General features: G+C 44.0%; 21 protein-coding genes and 1 pseudogene. 13 read left to right on the forward strand and 9 right to left on the reverse strand.

From position 1 onward, the window contains the following. Positions 1–45: 45 nt before the first annotated feature. On the reverse strand, positions 46–603 hold the full coding sequence (gene hxlB / locus LCF57_RS20910) for a 6-phospho-3-hexuloisomerase (protein ID WP_226002415.1): 558 nt from the start codon (positions 601–603) through the stop codon (positions 46–48). A 5-nt stretch (positions 604–608) separates the two neighbouring features. Further along, a complete protein-coding gene (gene hxlA / locus LCF57_RS20915) occupies positions 609–1,244 on the reverse strand; it encodes a 3-hexulose-6-phosphate synthase (protein ID WP_226002416.1) in 636 nt (211 codons plus the stop codon). 444 nt (positions 1,245–1,688) lie between these two features. Here hxlA and LCF57_RS20920 point away from each other — a divergent pair, with 444 nt between their 5' ends. Further along, the gene (locus LCF57_RS20920) at positions 1,689–2,564 is read left to right on the forward strand and encodes a DNA-binding protein (RefSeq protein ID WP_226002417.1); all 876 of its coding nucleotides are present in this window, start codon (positions 1,689–1,691) and stop codon (positions 2,562–2,564) included. Between the two features lie 214 nt (positions 2,565–2,778). Here the strand turns inward: LCF57_RS20920 and pepT are convergent, their stop codons facing one another. Next, on the reverse strand, positions 2,779–4,038 hold the full coding sequence (gene pepT, locus LCF57_RS20925; RefSeq protein WP_226002418.1) for a peptidase T: 1,260 nt from the start codon (positions 4,036–4,038) through the stop codon (positions 2,779–2,781). Positions 4,039–4,170: 132 nt separating this feature from the next. Here pepT and LCF57_RS20930 point away from each other — a divergent pair, with 132 nt between their 5' ends. From LCF57_RS20930 to LCF57_RS20945, 4 genes are all read left to right on the forward strand, one after another. Further along, positions 4,171–5,304, forward strand: a complete 1,134-nt coding sequence (locus LCF57_RS20930) for a LacI family DNA-binding transcriptional regulator (RefSeq protein ID WP_226002419.1) — start codon at positions 4,171–4,173, stop codon at positions 5,302–5,304. Between the two features lie 198 nt (positions 5,305–5,502). Continuing rightward, the gene (locus LCF57_RS20935) at positions 5,503–7,797 is read left to right on the forward strand and encodes a glycoside hydrolase family 2 protein (protein ID WP_226002420.1); all 2,295 of its coding nucleotides are present in this window, start codon (positions 5,503–5,505) and stop codon (positions 7,795–7,797) included. Between the two features lie 215 nt (positions 7,798–8,012). Then, entirely contained in the window at positions 8,013–8,300 is a 288-nt protein-coding gene (locus LCF57_RS20940) for a hypothetical protein (protein WP_025720906.1), read from the forward strand. 173 nt (positions 8,301–8,473) lie between these two features. Further along, positions 8,474–9,214, forward strand: a complete 741-nt coding sequence (locus LCF57_RS20945) for a Bax inhibitor-1/YccA family membrane protein (protein ID WP_226002421.1) — start codon at positions 8,474–8,476, stop codon at positions 9,212–9,214. 150 nt (positions 9,215–9,364) lie between these two features. On the opposite strand, the gene LCF57_RS20950 is transcribed toward LCF57_RS20945, so the two are convergent. Together LCF57_RS20950 and LCF57_RS20955 are read right to left on the reverse strand one after the other, a co-directional pair. Next, complete coding sequence (locus LCF57_RS20950) at positions 9,365–10,258, reverse strand: DNA-binding protein (RefSeq protein WP_226002422.1); 894 nt, start codon at positions 10,256–10,258, stop codon at positions 9,365–9,367. A gap of 47 nt (positions 10,259–10,305) precedes the next feature. Continuing rightward, positions 10,306–10,755 (reverse strand): AbrB/MazE/SpoVT family DNA-binding domain-containing protein, encoded by a 450-nt coding sequence (locus tag LCF57_RS20955; RefSeq protein WP_226002423.1) that lies wholly within the window; start codon positions 10,753–10,755, stop codon positions 10,306–10,308. A 228-nt stretch (positions 10,756–10,983) separates the two neighbouring features. Here LCF57_RS20955 and LCF57_RS20960 point away from each other — a divergent pair, with 228 nt between their 5' ends. Together LCF57_RS20960 and LCF57_RS20965 are read left to right on the forward strand one after the other, a co-directional pair. After that, the gene (locus tag LCF57_RS20960; protein WP_226002424.1) at positions 10,984–12,381 is read left to right on the forward strand and encodes a helix-turn-helix domain-containing protein; all 1,398 of its coding nucleotides are present in this window, start codon (positions 10,984–10,986) and stop codon (positions 12,379–12,381) included. Positions 12,382–12,598: 217 nt separating this feature from the next. Next, entirely contained in the window at positions 12,599–12,841 is a 243-nt protein-coding gene (locus LCF57_RS20965; protein ID WP_226002425.1) for an aspartyl-phosphate phosphatase Spo0E family protein, read from the forward strand. Positions 12,842–13,140: 299 nt separating this feature from the next. Here the strand turns inward: LCF57_RS20965 and LCF57_RS28315 are convergent, their stop codons facing one another. From LCF57_RS28315 to LCF57_RS20975, 3 genes are all read right to left on the reverse strand, one after another. Then, positions 13,141–13,341 carry a hypothetical protein gene (locus LCF57_RS28315; protein ID WP_413232215.1) on the reverse strand — a complete coding sequence of 67 codons (201 nt, stop codon included), beginning with the start codon at positions 13,339–13,341 and terminating at the stop codon, positions 13,141–13,143. Positions 13,342–13,603: 262 nt separating this feature from the next. After that, on the reverse strand, positions 13,604–14,938 hold the full coding sequence (locus LCF57_RS20970; RefSeq protein WP_152379811.1) for an erythromycin esterase family protein: 1,335 nt from the start codon (positions 14,936–14,938) through the stop codon (positions 13,604–13,606). Between the two features lie 82 nt (positions 14,939–15,020). Next, positions 15,021–16,178, reverse strand: coding sequence for a serine hydrolase domain-containing protein (locus LCF57_RS20975; RefSeq protein WP_152379810.1), 1,158 nt, complete (start codon positions 16,176–16,178; stop codon positions 15,021–15,023). A gap of 415 nt (positions 16,179–16,593) precedes the next feature. Between LCF57_RS20975 and LCF57_RS20980 the strand changes: the two are divergent. Further along, positions 16,594–16,740, forward strand: a pseudogene (locus LCF57_RS20980) (DUF4440 domain-containing protein); the annotation flags it as partial. A 439-nt stretch (positions 16,741–17,179) separates the two neighbouring features. Next, positions 17,180–17,929: a 2,3-diphosphoglycerate-dependent phosphoglycerate mutase gene (gene gpmA, locus LCF57_RS20985; RefSeq protein ID WP_025716436.1), complete on the forward strand. Its 750-nt coding sequence runs from the start codon at positions 17,180–17,182 to the stop codon at positions 17,927–17,929. 62 nt (positions 17,930–17,991) lie between these two features. Here gpmA and LCF57_RS20990 read toward each other — a convergent pair whose 3' ends face one another. Then, entirely contained in the window at positions 17,992–19,485 is a 1,494-nt protein-coding gene (locus tag LCF57_RS20990) for an alpha-amylase (protein ID WP_226002427.1), read from the reverse strand. Positions 19,486–19,746: 261 nt separating this feature from the next. Here LCF57_RS20990 and LCF57_RS20995 point away from each other — a divergent pair, with 261 nt between their 5' ends. From LCF57_RS20995 to LCF57_RS21010, 4 genes are all read left to right on the forward strand, one after another. After that, the gene (locus tag LCF57_RS20995; protein ID WP_226002428.1) at positions 19,747–20,577 is read left to right on the forward strand and encodes an HNH endonuclease; all 831 of its coding nucleotides are present in this window, start codon (positions 19,747–19,749) and stop codon (positions 20,575–20,577) included. 399 nt (positions 20,578–20,976) lie between these two features. After that, positions 20,977–21,408: a DUF1641 domain-containing protein gene (locus LCF57_RS21000; RefSeq protein WP_226002429.1), complete on the forward strand. Its 432-nt coding sequence runs from the start codon at positions 20,977–20,979 to the stop codon at positions 21,406–21,408. Between the two features lie 27 nt (positions 21,409–21,435). Beyond that, entirely contained in the window at positions 21,436–22,617 is a 1,182-nt protein-coding gene (locus tag LCF57_RS21005) for an NAD(P)/FAD-dependent oxidoreductase (RefSeq protein WP_152379806.1), read from the forward strand. A gap of 211 nt (positions 22,618–22,828) precedes the next feature. Further along, the gene (locus LCF57_RS21010; protein WP_226002430.1) at positions 22,829–23,815 is read left to right on the forward strand and encodes a hypothetical protein; all 987 of its coding nucleotides are present in this window, start codon (positions 22,829–22,831) and stop codon (positions 23,813–23,815) included. Positions 23,816–23,954 lie beyond the last annotated feature (139 nt).

A 23,954-nucleotide genomic window follows, 5' to 3' on the forward strand; every position in this document is an offset into this window, starting at 1 on the left:
ACATGTAAAAGGCAGCCTGCCTTGTTATTGCAGAGGTACAGGGCTCTATTCCAAATTGGCGTGTTGGCCAAACATCGATTCGGATGTCAGCTTGCGCAGCTCCATCGTTTTGAGTACCAACGCGTCGCCATACAGCAGCAGGGTTTGCTCAAACAATGAGCCCATGGGCTGAATCGTCTGGTAATCCTTGTTGGCCGGGTCCTTGGGCGTGCCGGGCAGCTTGACGATGATGTCAGCCAGCTTGCCAATGGTGGACTCTGGCGAAGTGGTTAGAAGCGCCAGGGAGGCCCCGAGCTTCTTGGCTTTTTCCGCCATGGAGGTCAGGCTTTTGGTTTCACCGGAGCCTGAGCCTATCAGCAGCAGATCGCCTTTACCCAAGCCGGGAGTTACGGTTTCCCCAACCACATATGCTTGAATTCCCATATGCATAAGCCGCATTGCCAGCGAACGGACCATGAATCCTGAACGGCCCGCCCCGGCTATGAACACCTTGTTCGCAGCGGTGATGGAGTGAATCAGCTGTTCCGATTCCGCATCACTGATTAATTGTGGAACCAGTTGCAGCTCCTTGAGCACCCGGGATAAATATTGAGAGGTTTCCATCGAAATTAACCTTGTTTGATACGCTGTTGCATTTGGGAAGCCACAGCTTTTTTGTCGTCTTCGCCAGTGATTCCACCGCCGACAATAACCAAATCCGGTTGAGCCTTTACAACCTCAGCCAATGTGCTCAGCTTAATGCCGCCAGCCACGGCTGTTTTGGAGTTTTTCACGACTTTTTTGACGGTTTGCAGAGCTTCGAACGGGCTTTGTCCTTCCGCTTGCAGATCGTAGCCTGTATGCACACAGATGTAGTCTACGCCGAGCGCGTCGATTTCTTTGGCGCGTTGCTCCAGGTTTTTAACGCCAATCATGTCCACCAGGATTTTTTTACCGCCCTGTTTTTTAGCCTCTTCCACTGCGCCTTTGATCGTTGCATCCTCAGCTACAGCCAGAATTGTAACGATATCTGCACCGGCTTCCGATGCTTTCAGCACCTCATAACCGCCAGCATCCATAACTTTGAGGTCAGCAAGTACTTTCAGATTCGGGAATGCTTCTTTCATTGCTTTTACCGCATGAAGTCCTTCATTGATGACAATCGGCGTACCGATTTCAACGATATCAATATACGACTCTACTTCTTTTACCAATGCAATACCTTGCGGGATATCTACTAAGTCTAAAGCCAATTGAAGTTCCATGTTATTAACTTCACTCCTTCGGTGAATTTGTATTTGATCAACGGGTACATGTTCTGTTAAGTGTTGCTTATTCTTGGACTTCATGCACAGGTTTGATTGTAAGGCCCTAGTATCTGCTTGAAAAGTACGCACTAATTCGTAACGTAGTTACCCAGACGATACTGTAGCTTTTAAAAAACCACTCGTGAGGAGGGGGGGCTACATCTCATCTTCTTGGCAGATTTCGCAGCAGGGAGCCGACTATTCACAGGCTGTATCCGTACACAGCAATGTCAGGTTGCAAAAAAATCAATGTAGCTAACATTGAATTGACTTCAAGTTAGTTTTTGACTATATTTGTAATATACTGGTATGAAAAATATAGAAGTTAGCAGCATAGCTGCCCTGAAGAATAGTGATTAGGCTAAGGGTAACCGTAATTTTCAGCTAGGGAGGCGGGTTTTAGTGGAAGAGGTCCTGAATCAAAGGGAAGCCATTTATTTGTTGTCGGACAGCCACGAACTTGATAAGGCTTGTGAGTTGTTTAGAATCAGCTACACACATAATGATTGGGATGAAGCGAACAAAGTTGCAGACTATATGCATACGTTGGCTGAGAGCCTGTATCATGCCCAACTGAGAAATGCTGCGGACGGCAAATACGAGACATTGGACACCAAACACCCGCTGGTGTTCTATTATGCTTACAGCTATCTGGCTAAATCTATTTATTATCAAAATAAGGGCAAATATCAAGAAGCCAGAGATTATATTATGAAGTACGGCGAAATGGGTTGGTTTATGGGGCTGGATCAGAACGGTCAAGAAGAAGTAGAGAGATTCCGTTTTCTCGCCAAAGCCAATTTATATACCGTAGAATTACTCTCGGGCAAAAGGGAGCTTCTGCCTGAATATGTTCAATTTCTTCACAATAATGACGAGGAAGTACTTCCGGGGTTGATCGGTATTGCCGAAGCGGCTAATCTGAATAATTGGGATATCGATGATCTGTTAAACGATTTTGCCGATGATATTGAGATATTTGAAGGTTATGAAGATAGAGGGAACCGCGTATATTATTTAAAGTTGGTCAACCAGTTAGCCATTTACTATTTCAAAAAGCAGCAGTACACCATTGCCTTAAACTATGTCCTTGTTTCCCTGCAATTCTCTGCTCATGTGGAAGCAGATGCTGATTTCAGGACGCTGGTTGCTCTGTTTGAGGCTTATCGAGATTGGGCAACAACGTCACAGCAAGAGCAATATCAAACCATTTTATTAAGGGGGCTTCATCATGAAAAAGGCATTAATCTCGGTAACTATGGTCTTGGCGTTTCTTAGTATTGCTCTTCCGGTGGTAAATGCAGCGGGAGGGTTAAAGCCCCTGCATCCTTCAAATCATGGTGTTTTTTCTCATCATGTTTAAGCTTTGGGTTTCCGTGATGAGTTCCAGCAGGGGTTTTGTAAATAAAGGGAGCACACTTTTACGCATATTGCGATCAGTGAGCTCCCCTTTTTTATGTCGATTACTTATTTTACGATATAAGATGTCAGATTATTGGCCAGCTGCTGCATTGTTTCGCTTGCCGCGCTGTTCGAACAATTGAACGATTTCGACAATAACCTTGCTTGCAAGCACCATGTTGTCCACGGATACATATTCAAACTTCCCGTGATAGTTCTCTCCACCTGTAAAAATATTCGGTGTAGGCAGTCCCATATAGGACAGCTGTGAACCGTCTGTACCGCCGCGGATTGGCTTAATAATAGGCTCAATATTCAGCTTTTTCATGGCTTCATAAGCAATGTCCACGATATGTTTGACCGGCTCGATTTTTTCCTTCATGTTGTAATACTGATCTCTCAGCTCCAGTGTGATGCGATTTTCTCCGTAAGCGGCTTGCAGCTCTTTTACCACGTTCGTTATATAAGCCTTCCGGTTCTCAAAGTTGTTACGATCAAAATCACGGATAACATAGTGTAGTTTTGCATGTTCTGCCGTACCTGTAGTTTCCAGCAGATGGTAGAAGCCATCGTATCCGTCCGTATATTCCGGGGCTTCGTCCGCAGGCAGACGGCTATGCAGTTCCATGGCGATTTTGGCAGCATGGATCATTTTGTTTTTAGCCGTACCGGGATGGACACTCACCCCGTGGATGGTAATATGGGCGGCTGCCGCGTTGAAGCTCTCATACTCCAGTTCTCCGAGAGGGCCTCCATCCACGGTATAAGCATATTCAGCGCCAAAAGCAGCTACATCAAAGCGTTTCGGTCCTCTTCCAATCTCCTCGTCCGGTGTAAAGGCAACGCGGATCTTGCCATGTTGGATTTCCGGGTGATCTATCAGGTAGTGTACCGCTGTCATGATTTCTGCGATCCCGGCTTTGTTGTCTGCGCCAAGCAGGGTGGTACCGTCTGTGGTGATCAACGTGTGGCCTTTATATTGAGCCAGCTCGGGAAACTCACGTGGAGAAAGCACCACACCAAGCGATGCATTCAGCGTGATATCTCCTCCGTCATAATTTTCCGTCAGTTGCGGCTTTACCCCTGCGCCAGTCAGCTCGGTTGCCGTATCCAGGTGTGCGAGAAAGCCAATGACGGGAACCTCTTTATCCGTATTGGAAGGAAGGGTCGCCATCACATAACCGTTATCATCGATGGTTACGTCCGTCATACCGATGGCTTTCAATTCGCCCACCAGGAGATTGCCCAATGTAAGCTGTCCTGGTGTGGTGGGGCAGGTGTGGCTGCTTTCGTCGGATTGGGTATCTACCTGAACATAAGTAGTCAGGCGGTCAATCAGTTCCTGTTTCATGTGTATATCCTCCTTGGTGTCATTACTGATATGATGGGTATTCTTCAAAACGCTAATGATATGTATTTTATCATGATTGGCCTTATATATGAAAAAAATGGATTAGGCTTTTCAGATGACGGGTTGTGTTGCATGGGTACGACGAGTAAGATAACAGTAAAAGAACGTAAAAATGAAGTAAAACGATTAAAGGAGTCTGCAATGCCTACGTTAAAAGATATCGCTCAGGAGGCGGAGGTTTCTATTTCAACGGTCTCCCGAGTATTGAATTATGATGAAACACTGTCAGTGTCAGAGGAAACACGGCGTAAAATTTTTGAGGTTGCCGAACGGATGAAATATACGACTGTTAAACGCAAAAATGGCGGTATCGGCCGTCAGCCCCGCAAAAAGGCGGAGGGGCCGATCCGACTGGGGATGGTACACTGGTTGAGTGCGTACCATGAATTGGAGGACCCTTATTATCTGTCCATCCGGTTTGGCGTGGAAAAAGAATGCCGCCAAAGCGGGGCGCAGCTGAAGCGTATTTTCAGACGGGAAGATTTGGCAGCCCTGAAGACGTTGTCTGAAGGGCTGCACGGACTCATCGTGCTGGGGCATTTTAGCAGCCAAGAGGTTGAGCACATGCTGGAGCTGCCCATTCCTTGTGTCTTTCTGGATCACCCGGTGGAGCGCATGGGCGCAGACTATGTGGTCATTGACCTGGCGAGCGCTGCGGCTGACGCGCTTGATTATTTGATGGACGCGGGCCATCGTCATATCGGATATGTGGGCATGGGGCGGGATGAGCAAGCTCATGATTCAGAACGGGCAGAACTGGATGCCCGCTATGAGACCTTTTTGCAGTACAAGGAGCAGTACGGATTATGCACATCGGATGACGTGCATGAATGCAGAGGAACAGCGGCGGACGGCTTTCTCGCGATGGAAGCCGCGATCCTGGCAGGCCCGGAACGTTTGCCTACGGCCTTCTTCATAGCGAGCGATTCAGTGGCTATTGGAGCATTGAAGGCACTGGAGCAGCATCACATTGCTGTCCCGGAACGTATCTCAATCGTTGGTTTCAATGATATTCCGACAGCCGAATATTTGACGCCATCCCTAACAACGGTCAAAACGTATACCGAACTGATGGGGGAGACGGGCGTTCAGCTTTTGCTGCATACGGTGCGTAACGGTCCGAACGAGGTGGGACGCAAAGTCACTATTCCGACTGAGCTGATGATTCGCAACAGCAGTGCACCGCTGTATACTCATTCAAATTAGAAATAACAAATGGATTTAAGCAGCTCCGGTGTACCGGGGCTGTTTGTGCTATGGGCGAATACAAAAATGGAATTGACAATTACCTTGTAAATGCTTACATTAAAAATATAATTATTTTACTAAGTTTTACTCGTTATTTTTACTTAAATATTTTACTATGGTATAAGTGTGAAAAATAAAAGGTTGAGGTGACTGCCCATGCGTACCATTTTGCCGTTGAATGATCAGTGGTTTTACCGTCCCGAATATGTCGAGAGCGAAGTGAATTCAGGTATTGATGTGAATCGGTATGAACCCATTCTGCTTCCGCATACCAATGTGGAGTTGCCGTATAACTATTTTGACGACAAGGCGTTTCAGTTTATTTCTACGTATAAAAGGAAGCTGGATATTCCGGTAGATGCCAAGGGTAAGCGGTTGTATGTCGATTTTGAAGGGGTTATGTCCTATGCACAGGTATATTTGAACGGAGTAAAAGCGGGTGAGCATAAAGGCGGCTATACACCGTTCAGCATTGAATTGACCGAGCTTGCTGAATACGGCGGTTCCAATATGCTCACCGTTGTCGTCGATTCTACGGAACGGGACGACATTCCTCCCTTTGGGGCAGTTATCGACTACCTGACCTACGGCGGCATTTACCGAGAGGTGCAGCTGCGAGTCGTCGAGCCTGTACATTTCGGAGCGGTATTCGTTCAGACACCAGAGGCGTTGACGGCAAGCAAAGGGGTACGTGTAACCGTCGAGCTGGAGGGAATGGATGCTCGGCAGGACGATCTGATGGTCGCCTTACGGCTGCTGGATGGAGACAGCTTGAAGGCGGAGACTGGCCCGACAGCAGTGACTGCGGGCGATATGACACTGGAACTGAAAGAGCTAAATGGCATACAGCTGTGGGAGCTGGACGATCCCAAGCTGTACGAAGCAGAGCTGACGCTGCTGCGTAACGGGGAAGCATTGGATCAGCTAACCGTGCGCTTTGGATTTCGGGAAGCTGAATTCCAGCCGGATGGATTTTACCTGAACGGGCGTAAGATCAAGCTGCTCGGCTTGAATCGCCATCAGTCTTACCCATATGTCGGCTATGCGATGCCCAAAAGAGCGCAGCGTCGTGATGCCGATGTACTCAAAGAGGAATTGGGTCTGAACATGGTGCGGACATCGCATTACCCGCAGTCCCGTCATTTTCTGGATCGTTGTGATGAGATTGGATTGCTCGTTTTTGAGGAGATTCCAGGCTGGCAGCATATCGGTGGTGAAGCGTGGAAAGAACAGGCGGTGAAGGACGTAGAGGACATGATTATCCGTGATCGTAATCATCCATCCATCGTGATCTGGGGTGTGCGGATTAATGAATCGCAGGATGACCATGATCTGTACGCGCGTACTAACGAGCTTGCACACAAGCTTGATCCGACCCGAGCTACGGGCGGTGTACGCTATATTGTAGGCAGCGAGCTGCTGGAAGATGTATATACGATGAACGATTTTGTTCATGACGGTGGGCATATGAAATATTTGGCGAAGGAAATTCGCAATTACGATACGTATGACGATACAGAGGGCGTAGATGGCGAAACAACTGGCTTGCGCCAGCCGTCTTTTGTTACAAAGCTGGATCATCCCGTCCCTTATCTGGTGACAGAATATAACGGGCATATGTATCCGACCAAACGTTTTGATCAGGAGGAGCGGGTAATGGAGCATGCGCTGCGCCATACGCGGGTGCAGAATGCTTCCTATGCCGATGAGGGCATTGCCGGAGCGATTGGCTGGTGTGCTTTTGACTATAATACCCATGCCGACTTTGGTTCCGGTGATAAGATCTGTTACCACGGTGTCATGGATATGTTCCGTCTGCCTAAATTTGCGGCGAATGTGTACCGCAGCCAGAAGCGTGTCGAACAGGAAATTGTGATGGAACCAGTCACTTATTGGTCCCGTGGTGAACGAAATATCGGGGGCGTCGTGCCGCTGGTCGTGTTCACCAATTGCGATGAGGTGGAGTTTATTTACGGTGATGAGCGCAAGGGGGTTTATCGTCCGAACCAAGAGAAGTACCCGGCACTTCCGCATCCTCCCGTCGTTATCGACGAGTTGACAGGTCACTGGGGCATGAAGTGGGAAGATGCGGTGTTTATCGGGTATGTGGACGGTCAAGAAGTGATTCGCAGACGCTACTCTCGTAATCCGGTGCCGACGGAGCTACGGGTGACCGCAGACGATACCCTGCTGGAGGCGGGGGATTGGGACGTGACTAGAGTTGTGGTGGACGCCTTGGACGAATACGGCAATGTCTTGCCGTTCTATGCTGATCCCATTTCGGTGGAGGTCGAGGGAGCGGGTGAATTGATCGGTCCCTCCAGTCTATCGCTCATTGGTGGGCGTATTGCGTTCTGGATTCGCACCAAGGGTGAGGCTGGCAATATCCGCGTGAAGGTCTCCGCCCCTTCCCGCTTTAATCCGCAGGAATTGAGCATTCTCGTAAAATAAGGAGTATTATCGCTGTAAGTGAGGTTTCGATTATTTAAAAAGGGGTTGTCCGCAGATTCTGTTAAGAATCTGAGAGGGCAGCCCCTCTTTTGTGTATGTTAAGGTACGTTAATCTATAACTCTTTTAAATTGTGTCTTATGTCTGAGTCAATTAACGTTGCGATCATAGATTGGAAGCATAGAATACACTATCAAGTACAGGGGAGGTGAAAACTATGGCGATTCTTTTACCTTCGCAATTCTACAATCTCGCTGCGGGTGTGGGTAAATCCTTTTTTGAAAACTTGAATGGCGGCAGTAATGCTACAATTACCGTGAATAATACGGGGGCCAATCCGGTCAATCTTGTCGTTACCCGTGTCAATGCACCTGTGATCACTTATGTTATTCCGGCAGCCAACAGTCTTACGTTAGAAGTTGCTTTGCTGCTGGTAGCCGCTCTCCAGGCTACTGCAGCCGGAGCTGTAACAGGCACCATCCAAATTGCTACAGCTGATTTTTAATCTGTAACGACTGATCCTCTAACTCTAGCTTTGCCACAAGGCAAGCTAGAGTTTTTTTGTTTGTTTGAAAACTTTCTGAAACTTTTTCCGGGTTGTACCGATATATACATATACAGCATAGAGAATCAATAGGTCAGGCATAGAAAAAAACACATCGAAAAGGAGCACCCTGTATGAGCTTTAGCAATCCTGTTTTACGAGATGACATCTTTTTACGTGAAGATGAAAGAGAAGCTAGCGAACAACGCATGACCATTGGAGGAACGGTGAACAAAACGTTGCTTCTGCTGGTTCTGCTCATCGTTTCTGGCAGTATTACCTGGTACATGACCTACCAAGGAACCGTAGAGGTGCTATCCTTGCTGACCGCAGGTGCGTTTGGTATGGCTGGCGTAGCCCTTGCGATCTCCTTTTTTCCCAAAACTGCGCCGCTCCTTTCGCCTGTATATGCGATTCTGAGTGGTTTTGCTTTGGGTGGTATCTCAGCTTTTATGGAGTATGAATACCCCGGCATTGTGGTCAATGCTATTTTGCTGACCGTGGGTATCCTGTTCTTGATGCTCTTTATGTACACACAGCGAATCATCAAGGTGACACGAGGCTTTATCTCATTCGTAGTTCTGTGCACATTGGCGATTGCTCTGGTCACACTGGTGGACTTTATCCTGAACTTTTTCGGCATGAATGTTCCGTATATCCATGAATCGGGCTGGATTGGCATCGGCATCAGTTTATTTATTGTAATCATTGCAGCTTTAAATCTACTGGTGGATTTTAATTTTATTGAGGAACAAGCGGATCAAGGCGCACCCAAATACATGGAATGGTATGGCGCTTTTGCATTGCTGGTGACTTTAGTGTGGCTGTATGTGCGGATTTTGGATCTGTTGGCCAAATTCAGCAAGAGGGACTAAGTGTCTGCAATTCATTAATATATTTCCACTTTTCTGTGCAAATATGTGCAGATGAGAAGAAGGATGGCTGAAAGCTGTCCTCAGGCTGCCGAGAAAATCTCGACAGCCTGAGGACCACCTGCTGATGCAAGCGGCCTTTGCTGTTACCCGTTAACACCGTGATTGAAAGGAGCAAATGTCATCAACATAAACGTAACTACTAATATTTTTCTCATGTGAACGCACTCCCTGTAAGATATTTTGATACTTTGTGAGCTGTTCCGTTGTTGCAAACGGACGAACGGTTTCGAACATGGCAATAGTTGTAATAAATTCCTTGTACAAATCCATTGTAACTGCTGTTTGCAAATAATCCAGAATATAATTTATGGCGATACCATACCGCTGCTGATTTATGTTATAGATAGCTAGTTGATTAAGTAATTTCACATAATACACACGATTTCCAAGGTCCTCAAAGCTGGAAAAAGTCTCTAGCTGATCGGGAATATTATAATAATACTCGTCTATATTCCATTCATTTATGTTTGCTGCCTCAAAAACTGTGATGAATCCGGGCAATGTTTCCTCGTCGTTTTCTTGTATAAACTCATTGTACTCCTTCAATACTTCCTTATTCCCTGATAATAAGTCTACAGCGTATCCATTTGCCACTGCTAATCCTTTAAAACGTTCTATTTCTTGTATATCTTCGTCCGTAGCATTTTCATACCATCCCAAGTCAGCATATTGAGCTATATATTCTCTTGCTCGATCAAAAAGACCTTGCTTCTGAAAAACGATGGATTTAGCCAGATATCCGTATCCAAAATAAAATATAAGTGGGTGCTTTAGCATCTGATTTAGAGGAACAACCTCACCCCATTTTTGTCTGCTGTTATAACTGCGTTCGGCCATACTTAAAATGTAATCAGCGACGCGATCCGCTTCTGCCCAATCATTTTGTCTATAATTTAGATGAAATAGTTCAAAACCCTTATCCAAGGGATGTACGTGTTCAGACAACAAATAAATTTCTTCCTCTGCATTAGAACGATCCCCCATCACTGACACCTCCATAAGTATAATCATGAAGATAACGTCATCGCACGCTATAATAACTTTTTAAGCTGGGAAATACGGCCTTGTGACACGCCAAGCCTTTTCGCGTATTCATTCTGCTTGGCTGTCGGATGCTCGCGGACAAGTCTTCTCAGGCTTTCAACCAGTTCTTGTGTCGACCGATTTACTTTTTTTTCTTTGTACATAGGCTGCTTAACAACAGGGGCAGGAATGGGACTAACACCTACGTTTCCCTTCAGGTCGAGTATACATTGCTTACATAAAAGTAAGCTTTTGAAATAGGTTAAATCCTGAAATGAATTGCACAAATTACAGGAAACCCCGCTACTATACTTTCCTATGCCCATAAACCTTTCTTCAACGTCCATATAAAATTCTAAAGGCTCGCCAATCTCAATCCCCATGCTGTTTCGGATTTCCATGGGAATAACAATCCGGCCTAACGTATCTAGGGAACGTGTCATACCTGTTCTTTTCAATTGATGTCCTCCTTATCAGATAATAGGAACCCACTAAATGATCTGAACTGTTGCCTGTGATTTTTTGCATACATAATCCAATCTTCTCCAAAAGGGGGTATTTATTGTTGTACAAATAGATGGTATATTGAAAACATACAAATATTTCATTATATTACGAGTTTTCCAATTCTTCTTTTTGTTTAAATTTGCACATTCCAAAGCTCACACTGAAAGGGTGATTTATTCATGGAAATAACACCTACGATTCGGGCAGAAATTGAAGGATATCTAAAACAGAAAGGCCTAAGTATGACCCAGTTTGGCCATATCACTAATTTGAATGTAGGTACAGTTAGCGGCATCATCACAGGCAATCGTTCTTTATCTGTTAATCAACTGGATCGCATTACGTCGGGCATGAATTTACCACCGGATTATTTTTATGAGCGATTCGTTGAAGAGTGCGTTGAAGAAACTCCACTTAACTGGCGGAGAATAAAACCTTTCTTGTATCGTTGTGTTGAGTTAGGGCGACTTGATTGCTTACAGCGTGCTGTAAGCATGTTTCTGGATAATCCGGTCTACACTCATTCACTCTTTGAACTGGCTGAGGATTTGTTCCACAAAGGATATCGGGATACAGCAGCTTACCTTTATGAAAACGTGGCTGTGAGTGAAAGAAAGCAGCATTCAGAACGTCTTGCTTTATGCCAGTATCGTTTGTTCAGCATCCGGATCGGGGAAGATCAGGCTCAAAATCTTCAAGCGGCTGCTAAATTTGAACCTTTTGTCGACCGTTTGGACGAAATTGACCAACTGGATGCCTTTAAGGACTTGGCCAACGTGTATAGATCATTAAGCCTATGGAACAAGGTTACCGAATTTTCATATCAAATGGGTCAATTAGCCCAAATTCAATATAATTTGGTTCATAACTCTAAGCGAAAAGGAACAGAACCGAAAAGAAACCCAAGTAAACCGCTTTTTACCTACATAGCTTATTCAGAGTTATTATGTGCTAATGCTTGTGATGCGAGAGGAGAACATGAACAGGCATTAGAACATATCCATCGTTATGCTGATCTAAGTTGGGTAAAGGAGAATGACCCTGAGTCGCTTTATTGGAAGCAGCAATATCAGCAATGGGCCAAAATTAATACTTACGTAAATAAGCTCATGTCTGGAGACATAAGTGTTTTGCCGAATTACGTAGAACATATGGCTGCCGAAAAAGAGATTTTTGCCGAGTTGCTAAACATCATCGAAGTAGCCAACCGATATAATGTAAATGTGGATCATATCCTCCAACACTTTGAATTGCAGATTGCAACTTATCAGGAACCGTCATCTTCTGACACGTATACCCAACAAGTTTTACCAGAAGAATACATTCGTTTTTGGTATAAAATGGCTAAATATAGCCTAAATAAAGGTAGATATCCATATGGTTTCAAATGTTTAATAAACGCTTTTGAAAAAGCTGTTACAATTAATCATGGACTGCTAATTGCCAATTGTGTTGGGCTATTTCTCCATTTCAAAACGCATGCGGCTCCTGAAACACAGACTCAGTTCCAATTCATGTATGAGGAGGTGTGGGAAAAAAATGATAAAAAAGATGGCTTTCTTCTTGACGGTAACTAGCTTATTACTGGTATTCACAGTACCGGTACAAGCTGGAATTCCAGGCCATGGTACGATCGAAACTCAAGGACACATTGGTGGAATGTGATTCAAAGTCATAATCTCATGCTATTGACCAGCTTTCATGCTGGTCTTTTTTTAACTTTTTGGCTAAAAAATGATCCTAATGTATTTGTTCATTACCTGCTAAAATGAGATTTATCAGGGGGTAATGCACATGAACAATAATGAAAATTTAACGTTAAATCAACAGATAGAAAGTGCCAGACAACGATTGCATGATCTTTATGAACAATATGATTTTGGACATGCTTGCGTACTTGAGCAGGCTATGTTTTTGGACGAACTAATGAATCAGTACAATCGTATGTATCTGAATAAACATCACTATGTTCAGTCAGAAACCTCAGAAACCCCTCCTTCCTTATGCAAAAATATTCCTCTTCCCAATCCCACATAACGATCATAATTATTCTATAAAATGGATTATTTGAGATAAAAATAAAAACACATCCCCACGTAATAAAATGTAAATAAGTTGGTGCGTAATTTACATTTGTAGTAGTAGCCAAGCTGCTACGCTTGGAACGATGGTTCATGGTGATTCGGACATGCGTTGGGACGGTAACGGGATTTTGTTTACAGACAATAAAGTTGTGTACCTAACTCCATTTTTTTGTAATAAACCATCCATAAAACAGAAGCCGCCCTCAAAGGTTGTTATCGAACTTCCTTTGAGAGCGACTATTGTCCATCTACCTATGTTAAATCTCTAAGAGTTACAGCATTCCAACACAAACGGATTGCACCACTAACGCTCTCACTGCTTAACTCGAAGATTCCATGTCGATGGGCCTTCAGCATATAAACAAATGTCCCGTAATGCATCTGCACCATCATTTTCGGATTCATCGGGAAAAATAACTTCTCCTGGATAGCTTCTTGATATAACTCGTTCATTGGCGCACACCATCCGCCGGTATAGACTTCTTGCTCTACCTCTTCGTAAATATAAGGCGAGAACGAATACTAACCCGATTCCAACCAAATTCAAACTTTTCACGAATCGTTGTGCCCTTAAGCAAGCCTTCTCGCATTTTGAAAACATTTATTCCATCTAATGATCTTTTAATAGAATAACCTAGCTGACATTTTTAAACAACTCTATTGACACTTAACACTATCATCAGTACTACACTTCGTTAAGCCACATTATTACAAATTATTGATGTAGTTGAGATGGACTGACTTTTTGAATTTGAACAAGTATATCAAACGTTTTACCTAATGATATATCAACAGTTTTTGGTATAGCAGGGCCTTCTTTGGTTATTCCAGCGAAAATTTGGTGTTGTTCGTTTAACCAAGTTTTTGTCACTCCGTTCGCCTTACGTAAATCAATAAAAAATTGATCTTTTTTGACCTGTCCAAAAATGTAATTATAACTGTTTGGATCATCTGATTTTAATATTCCATATGGGCCAAATTCACCATCATTATTATAGACATTATATTGTCCTTTATAAACAGATGTTCCAATAGATACATACCGTTTTCCATAATATTCTGCTAAATGCTGCCCAGCTACTTTAGGGTATATAAATGGAATCATATTTGTTTTCGAAACGTGTCCATTATGTCCCCAAACTATGGTTTTCCCTAAATGTTCTTCAGTCCACTTCGCATTTTCATACATTGCAATATCATGTTTCAAATAAAAATCCGATGGTTTATCAGGGGATGTTCCTCCTAACATTGTAGTAAACTGTTCAATAATACGAGCATTTTGTTTTATCCATGCGAACTCTTTGGATTTTCCGTTTAGATAACTTTTATTTTGTTCTAATAAAGCACTGATTTGTTTAGCATCTGAAATATACTTTTCTTTTTCTTCTTTCGTAAGGCTCTCAAAAGTATTCATATCCTTTGTTACAGGAATAAGACCTTTTATCTTCTCTTCTACTCTAGGCACAAGATCTGAATTGTTTCTTTTTATATATTCTATTATATTATTATAGACATTCTCGTTTACTGATTGAATGTCCATCCCAATGATACGCACTTTAGATTTATGTTTTGGATTAGCATTATATTGTCGAATCCAACTAAGTAGATCTAACATTTCTTTTGTGTTAAATACAGGTGATAGATGTTGGCTTGGGTTTCCCTTACCAGTAAGAACATATCGATCAAGCTCCAAAGCTCTGTCCCATCCCTCTTCTAAAACTAAGTTGATGAATCCCTTTTCAGATACTAAATAATTAACAATGCGTTGTTTCATTGTAAAAACTTCATGAGCCCCATGCGTAGCTTCACCTAAACCTACAATTGAAGCTGAACCTACCATATTCTTAAGTGGTTTTAAATCATTAAAAGATGCAGTTGGATTAGTTGTTTTTAAAGGCTTTGCATGCATTTCTAACCATTCCGTTATTTGATTTGTATTGTAGGGAGCTGTAACAGAAACTCCTGTTTTCGAGTCTGCATAAGTACTTCCTACAAAATTAGTCAGTATCATAGCAAAAACACCAAGTGCAATAATCATTTTCTTTTTCATAATACCCTCCTAAAATACTTATTTGTTAGTTTTTTTGACATGCTCTAAGGAGCCCAGTTTAAACCATTGTTTTCCTTTTTGCCTACTTGCTAAATTCAGCAAGTAAAATATTTTTAAATGGATCAGGACTATCAGCTTTAAAGCTGTTCAAATTGACGACCAATGTATGCTTGCCTCCAAGTGTGCCACCAGCAAAAGTGGTAAACCCTAGAACTCTACCTTTGTGTCCCCATATCGAGACACCGTTTGGAAGCTTAGTTTCAAAGATCCCAAGACCATATCCGGTTCCTTCTCTATCTGTAGGAACTGTAGTAAGCATTTGTTTTAGTTGCTGTTCCTTCAGTAATTTACCACTGAGTAAGTAAGAGAAGAATTTGTTTAAATCGTCAGCAGTAGAAATCATATCTCCATCCGAGCTACCTGGGTTAATATAAGTAACGTCTTTTAGCTCACTTGCTCCGTCTAGTTGGAAATAGCCACGGGCATGCTTGGTGCCTGGAATCACGCTTGAATTGCCAGGTAGGAATGTATTTGACAAATCAAGCGGTTCAATAATCCGATTTTCAACCTCTTCCGCATAGCTGTTTCCAGTTACTTTTTCAATAAGGATCCCCAGTATTACGTATCCTGTGTTTGAATAAGACCAACCCTTTCCTGGGGCAAAGTCTGGGGGAAGAGAAATCCCCATCTTTACGAATTCTTCAGCCGTATACGATTTTTTTGTATCCGTATAATCAAAGTCTTTTGAATTTACATAGTCAGCGATACCACTTGTATGATTCAATATCTGCCGGATAGTAATTTGGTTACCATCATATCCGTTTCCTTGAATGACACCAGGCAACCATTTTTCAATGGAGTCGTCTAGATTCAAACGGTTCTCTCCAGATAATTGAAGTAGAACTGTTGCAATGAACGTCTTCGTTACACTACCAATGCGAAAGCGAAAATCTGTTTTCATTGGTTTCTTGGTGCTCAGGTCCGCTAACCCAGCGGCATAACTCCATGTTTTTCCACCCTCAGAAGTTTTAGCAAGTATCCCAGGATATCCAAGTTGCAATGTATCCCGCATTGCCTCCTTGACGGAATTACGTTCACTTTGAGTGCTTGTTTGTAACGGACTAGATACATTTTGAATGGACTCCGCTTTTACAATTGAGGTTGGTGTTGTGTATAACAGAGAACTTCCAGCCATTAAAAGGACTAAACCTGTAGATGCAATTTGACAATGCTTTTTCATAAAGATATTCCTCTCCTCTATTCATATTGTATCGGTAGTTATTTGCTGTTTTAGGGCAAGAGTGGATTTGCAATTATCTTTACTCATTATTATTTTCACAAACGCTATTGTGTCCTAACAAACGGTAAATTCCTTTTTTTCCACATGTATGTTAACCCTAGAAATTACTTATTTTCCTTAAAACACTCTTGTTACTGGTTTGTTTTTCATAAATAGGTCATACCTGTTTCCCCTTTCACGCCTCGTTAAATTTTTATCATACACAATGAAAATCTCCCCTCCTCATTTATTGTTAATGTGTTAAAACTTCCTCTGTGATTCTAAGTGTTTTTCTGTCACATACGGTAGTGACAAAATGTCACGCTATATAAATCCTAATATTGTTCGGAGTGAATAACTCAATTCAGATGTTGCTGTCAGTGAAACTGGTGATTTGGCTGTGTTGAGTTATAATTTACACAATTACGTAGCAGGAGAAGATGGACAAGAAAAACTTCAAAAATGTTGGAATACTACTGAAGTTTTTCGCTTAATTAATGGCGAATGGCGTACAGTACATTGATGCATTTCACCTTTTCGATACCACCTCATCCATGTTTTTAGCTGTGTCTTATTCGTATTCCCAGTTGCTCCATAACCTCTCTTACCGGAACTCTTGCCAATCTCAATTCAATCGCTTGCATCTTTATTTCTAGGGGTAACTCACTCTCGTTGCCAACGTAAAAACACCTCCAAGGTTATCTCCATATCTTACGACATGGCTTGATTCTCTTGAAGGTGTTTTGATTTGTCTCACGTTATGGGGTCAGTCCCGGCTGTCGAGAAAGTCTCGACAGCTTTTTTTGTTAGTTTAAGACGACACCACGTTAATGTTGTATTAGGTAACTATTGTATAGAACGGATACCAAAGAAGAAACGTTTTAAAAATTGTATTTTACGTTAAATACATAGAAGTTGGGTAAAACATATACATCATGACTGACAAGGAGAGGAGTGAGTGTATGTATCAAGTAGTGTTGGTGAGACATGGAGAAAGTGTGTATAACCGTCAAAACCTGTTCACAGGCTGGACGGACGTGGACCTAACTGAACAAGGAACGCATGAAGCCATCGAGGCCGGGCGTATTCTCAAGGAGGCCGGGTATACATTTGATTTGGCGTTTGCCTCTGTGCTAAAACGTTCCATCCGCACGCTGTATCACATCCTGGATGAACTTGACCATTTGTGGATACCTGTGCAGAAGTCCTGGAAGCTGAATGAACGCCATTATGGCGCTCTTCAAGGGCTTAGCAAGCTGGATTCTGCCGTTGAATACGGCGAGGAACAGGTTCATATCTGGCGGCGCAGCTTGACAGTACGACCTCCCATGCTGGATGAGAAGGATGAGCGGAGTCCACGCAGAGAAGAGCGTTATCGCCATATTAAGCCAGAGGAGCTGCCGCTGGGGGAAAGTCTGGAGGATACGGTGCACCGGGTCGGTGAGTTTTGGAAGCAGCGGATTGTGCCATTGATCCTCAAAAAGGATCGGGTTATCATTTCCGCGCATGGCAATACTTTACGCGCATTGATCAAGTATATGGAGAATCTGGACGAAACCGCATTGCTGGATTTAAACATTCCGACAGGCATTCCGCTGGTGTATGAGCTGGACGATCATATAGATCCGATCCGACGCTTCTACTTGGGTGATCCAAGTCATGTAGAGGCGAAAAAGCAGGCTGTAGCCAACCAAAGCAAGGTGACGGAGTAATAGATGATACCAAAGAGGACAGGGCGCTTCCTCGCATCCTGTCCTCTTTGTGTTGGATAAAGTTAAGCTTCCACGTCGTCTTCTGCTTCCGGGCTGTCATCCTCGGCAGGAGGTGCCCATACCGAGACGCTGCCAGCACGAACCGGAAATACGCCGTAGCCGTCCTGCCCGATTGTTATAATGTGGTCGTGATGTCCCGTCAAATCAGTCCATTGCTCTCCAGCGCGCTGTTTCCCTACGAACATGCGCTTTTCCCCGTTGTCTGCATTGGTAATCACTACAGCGCAGCCGGAGCCTTTCAGTTCAGGAACGCCCTGACGCACCCATCCAATCGTATGGGGATCATCAAAATAATCCTTTTGCTCTCCATAGGCTTTATGGTATCGGGCATACAGGAGCGGATCTAACTCGGCCTGCTTGCCTTTCACAGGTGTTTTCCCCTGAATGCCGTAGTAATCCCCGTAGAATACGCAGGGGTAACCGTCCTTGCGTAGCAAAATGAGCGCATAGGCACTGGGCTTGAACCAGTCCTCCACCCAGGATTCGAGCGCTTCATGGGGCTGGGAATCATGATTATCGACAAAAGTGACCGAGTTTAGGGGGTGAGTATGAACCAGCGTGTCCTCGAAAATGGTGCTTAGATCGAAATCCTTGCCACCCAAGGAAGCGCTATGTAGTTTGTAGTGGAGGGAAACGTCGAACAGGTCGATTTTATAATCGATGGTATCCAGGAATTTCTGGCATGATTCCAGATCCGGTTTCCAAAACTCGCCTACCATATAAAAATCCTGTCCACGTTTTTTGATCATTTCCGTGGCGAATTCCCGTACAAATTCATGATTGATGTGCTTGATCGCATCCAGACGAAATCCGTTGCATTGCAGGGTATCCACCAGCCATTTGCCCCAGCGAATCATTTCCCTGCGCACATCCTGATGATTATAGTCAATATTGGCAAACATTAAATAATCATAATTGCCGAATTCATCATCTACATTTTTGCTCCAGCTTTTATTTTTGCCTAAAATACGATAAATTCCTGTCCGGTCCCGACTTGCATCATAATCAGTTCCGTTAAAATGTTCAAAATTCCATTGGAATGTGGAATACTGACCTTGACGGCCGGGAAATGTAAATTTAGTCCACCCTGCGATATCGAAGGGCTCTGAAATAACCTCATTGCGGTTATCCGGATTAACCTCGACGACCTTGAACACTTCGGTTTCATCTGCACCGGCCTTATGGTTCATAACCAGATCGACATAGACGGCTACGCCGTGGCGAACACAGGCGGCAACAGCCTCCAATAGGTCTTCCCTGGTACCGTATTTGGTGCGTACCGCACCTTTTTGATTAAACTCACCCAGATCGTAAAGGTCATAGACGCCGTATCCCGTATCCTCGGGCGATTGACCCTTGGTGACAGGTGGAATCCATATCGCGTCAATTCCTTTAGCCTTCAGTTCCGGTGCCAGGCGGGCAAGTTTTTTCCAGTGTGAACCGTCTGCTTCGACATTCCACTCGAAAAACTGCATCATCGTATGGTTCCTTTTCATGTGCGTCCCTCCTCCATATATAACAAGTTACCCACCAAGTGAGGGGGGCTAAACGTCAGACGGTGAATATGGTGCTAAACAAAGAACAGACATCGCTGTATAACGTATGCCAAATCATTAAAATTTGTTATACCTGATCATTGCAGCCATGCGATGGCTAGAAAAGGAAACGTGAACACGATAAAATGGATCTAACTTAACAAGGGGCACGAATTTCAGGCTACCGATGAAACAGGAGCGACGGAGGAAGGAGGGATGAACATGACGGAACCGCAGCAAAACAGGAATGAAGCGGGCGAGCCGCTGATGAAAAACTGTACGTATTGTCAGGAGCTGAAGCCGCTAACGGAGTTTCAGCGTAGAACCGGCCGCCGGGCAGGTCCATATTCCCGGCGTGGTCCTTGCCGTTCCTGCCGGGGATTAGCCCCACAAGAGCGTGTAGCCATTTCTACCCCTTCCGGCGAGGCAATAAAGCCCTTGGCCGCTTCCGTTGCGCGGCATAACCCGGAGGCAGGTGAGACTGTCCCAAGTCTGGATACATCAGCACAGCCTGAGCTGTTGCCTCACCCACCCCGCAGGAAGCCGGTCACAGATAAGGCGCGCGAGTGCCATCGGCAACGGGTGCGGAATCTGCTCAGCAGGCTGAAGCCTGCGGATACCCGTGCGCTGCGGCTCAATCGCAACGGCATGATTCGGCTGAGAGGCAAAACCGATCAGGGGAGACGCTGGCATCAGGAGATTGAGCTTGATTTGGCGATAACTCTGGTTAGAGAGCGCATGGCGGTGATTGTAAATCCATACACCGTTCGCAGACTCTACAGTAACAAAGAATTTCGCCAATACGTGCTCAAGCGTGATCGTTATACCTGTTTTTTCTGCGGCGGCTATGGTAATACAATTGATCATTTACTGCCTCGGGCTAAAGGTGGGCATACGACGCCGGTCAACTGTGTATGTGCCTGCAATGAGTGCAATCAGGTTAAAGCTGCCCGTGATGTAGAGGAGTTCATCGAGTCCGGTGTGCCGCTGCCATCTCTTGATCATTTAGAGTCTCCTGATGATTCCGATACTTCGGAGGACACTCTTTTTTAACGGTAAATTTGGACAAAAATCGAGCTTATTCTAATTTTTATCTAAAATAACAAATAAAATTTGCAGAAATTTGTGCAAATTTAAAATTTTTTCGACGTTAGTGTTGTAAACAGTGTAATATAGAGGTATAGGGTTCCGTTTCAACCTGTTGTAGTCACGGAGAAGTGCTTCGTGAGATATTCCGCAGCAGTAACAACAACAGAATACCGTCCGAGCAATATACAATTGGCATCTGCGATGATCAGTCTTGCCCTTTAGGGTATAGGCCTGGTTTAAGCTGTGCTTCTTGCATGTTTAAGGGCGCGAATTCTTTGAACGTTTTTATTGCTAGAGTTTATAGATACAGGTTATGAGAAAGGAATGGACTTCTATTTTCACAGTAAAGGAGGACGTTCACGCATGTCTGAAAACCAACAAGAGGTGGCTGTAACACAAGAAGCTACCAAAGAGTCTCGGGATGTACTGGACCAATTGATGAAACCGGAGGTTCAGCAATCGCTAACCGTGCTGGTAGAGAATCTGCCCAAGTTGACTGAGATGGTTACTCTGATGACCGACGCTTATGATGTAGCCCGCAGTTTGGCAACTGACCCTGTCTTTCTCGGAGATATGAAAAGCTCCATGGGAGAGTTTGTGAAGCCTGTTACAGAGTCGGCTAAAGGTTTGGCTTCTGCTGCCATTGAAGCTAACGACCGCGTACAAACTACGGACGGCAGTGTAGGTCTGTTTGGCCTGCTCAAAATGCTTAAAGATCCAAATGTACAAAAAACGCTGCGTTTCAGCCAGGCTTTCCTGGATATTCTGAATGAGCGCCAACGCGAAAGCAAATAATTACCTGATCGAGAACGGAGGATGGACATGTCGAAGCAAATTTTGATCTTGGGCGGCGGATACGGCGGATTGCTGGCTGCTCTCACAGCACGTCAGCACTTGGACGCTAGCCAAGCAACCATTACAGTGGTAAACCGCTTTGCGTCGCACCAAATTATTACGGAGCTGCACCGTTTGGCGGCAGGTACAATTGCCGAAAAAGCTGTTGCGCTTCCTTTGGAGAAACTGCTGCGTAACAAAGATATTATCCTGAAAGTGGATACGGTTTCGGAAATCAAACCGGACGATAAAAAAGTAACCTTGGCTAGTGGCGCTACGTTGAGCTATGATGCTCTCGTTATTTCCCTGGGCAGTGAAACGGCTTACTTTGGTATTCCAGGACTGCAAGAGCATAGCTTCACACTGAAATCAGTGGCAGAAGCTAATCGCATCCGCGCACATGTGGAAGCTCGTCTGGATGCTTACAAGCAATCCGGCAACAAAGCAGATGCTACAATCGTTATCGGCGGTGGTGGTCTGACAGGCGTTGAGCTGGTGGGCGAATATGCTGACAAGCTGCCTGTGGTTTGTCGTGAAAAAGGCATTAACTACGAAGATATTAGCCTCTACTGTGTAGAAGCTGGACCATCTATTTTGGCAGGCTTCCCTCAGGCTTTGGTTGATCGTGCAGTAACAAGCCTTGAAAAACGTGGCGTTCAAATCGTAGCTGGTGTTCCAATTACGGAAATGAAAGCCGACGAAGTTCTGCTCAAAGACGGACGTTCGATCAAAACGAACACCCTGATCTGGACAGGCGGCGTACAAGGTAACGCACTGGTTGGCGCATCCGGTATCGAAGTAAACCGTGGTCGTGCAACCGTGAATGGTGCATTGCAATCGACTTCCCACGAAGACATCTTCCTGGCTGGTGACAGTGCAGTGGTGTTCCCAGGTGAAGGCGAGCGTCCATACCCTCCAACTGCGCAGTTGGCTTGGCAAATGGGCGAGACTGTGGGTTACAACCTTTTCGCTTATTTTAACGGAGCAAAGATGGAACAGTTTACACCGGTATTCTCCGGTACGCTGGGCAGCTTGGGCAGAACAGACGCGATCGGTACGGTAGGCGCGAATGGCACCCAACTGAAAGGCGCTGTAGCCACTTTGATGAAAGAAGGCAGTAACATCCGTTACCTGTCCCATATTAAAGGACTTTTTGCTTTGGCTTACTAATATTCCTTATTTTTTATATGCTTTATTCGAAGAGAGTGCTGTTCTGTGCTCTCTTTTTTGTTGCATCTTTTTTTGATATGTAATGTAACCTCCATATGTCATGATGTGTAAAAAGATATACTCTTTATTTAGGTATCAATTGTAAATTATGGTTGAAAATATATATTTGTGGAGGTATACTTTTTTTGAAAAATAACTAAGAGGTTTGTGTATGTTTAGGAAAAAAAAGTTTTTAGGCATGGGGTTAGCAACCATTCTCATGTGCTCCACACTCTCGGGAAGTCTCGCCTATGCGGAATCGAAATCCAGTACGTACGATGCTTCATTTTTTGAAAATCTCAAACAGCGGGCCATAGTCCATGAGCTTCAAGAACACAAGATCGCTGTTAATCCGAAAGCATCTATTGCTGAACTGTTGAATACAGCGGATCGTACATCGCTAAAGAGTGAAAATAATAACAGTGATCTAAAACAAAATCTGGAGAAGCTTAACAAATCGGAATACATATATCTTACGCTCGATGGAGAAGTATACAGCTCAGAAAAAGGTTATGTAGGCATGGCGGATAAAGTTGAACCAAAAGAGGATAGTGTAACGGATGCTACTTATATGGAAACGAATCTACCGAATGAGTCATACAACAACCATAATAAAACTATCAATAGTAAAAATAATCCGACTCCTTCGCAAGTCAATGGTGGCACCACAGGAGCCTTTTCACGAATTCAATTAAATTTTGACGGGTTCGATGGTGTAAATGGAAGAGTACAAGTTCCTTTTGTTTATAATTTGGGAGCTGAAGAGCAACCATGGATGTATTTCGGTTTTGATTCCCCAAGAGGAAAAGTAATTGAGGGGGGATTTGGTTATCAGACTGGGCGAAAAGTGTGGCAGGGTTACATCAGGAACGGCAAATTTGCTTATTCTTTAGGCACTTGGCCAAGTGGACAAACAGTTAGGAATGTTAAATTTTATATTGATAAAAATACCTATGATTCTTACCTTTCAATGGAAAATAGTGAAGTTGTTGTTATGCAAACTCCTTTTAATTCGTCGGACTTATCTTCTATGTCTCTCAAAAGAGTAATATCAATCGCAAAAGATAATTTTAATGGTAATAATATATATGGGCAATCAGATGGGGCATTTATGGATTTAGTGGTGTCTAAAACAAATTCAGATTATTATTATCCATAAGGAAAACTATTCAGAGTATTCTTTGTGGGATGGAGCACAATGGCATGGTACCATTGATTGGCCTACTTATTATGTTCAGTACTTCGACAACCAAGATAACCGAAGACTAACTGCTACCATTAAGAATCGAAATAGATAG

This window comes from Paenibacillus sp. BJ-4 (assembly GCF_020404765.1).
Lineage (GTDB): Bacteria > Bacillota > Bacilli > Paenibacillales > Paenibacillaceae > Paenibacillus.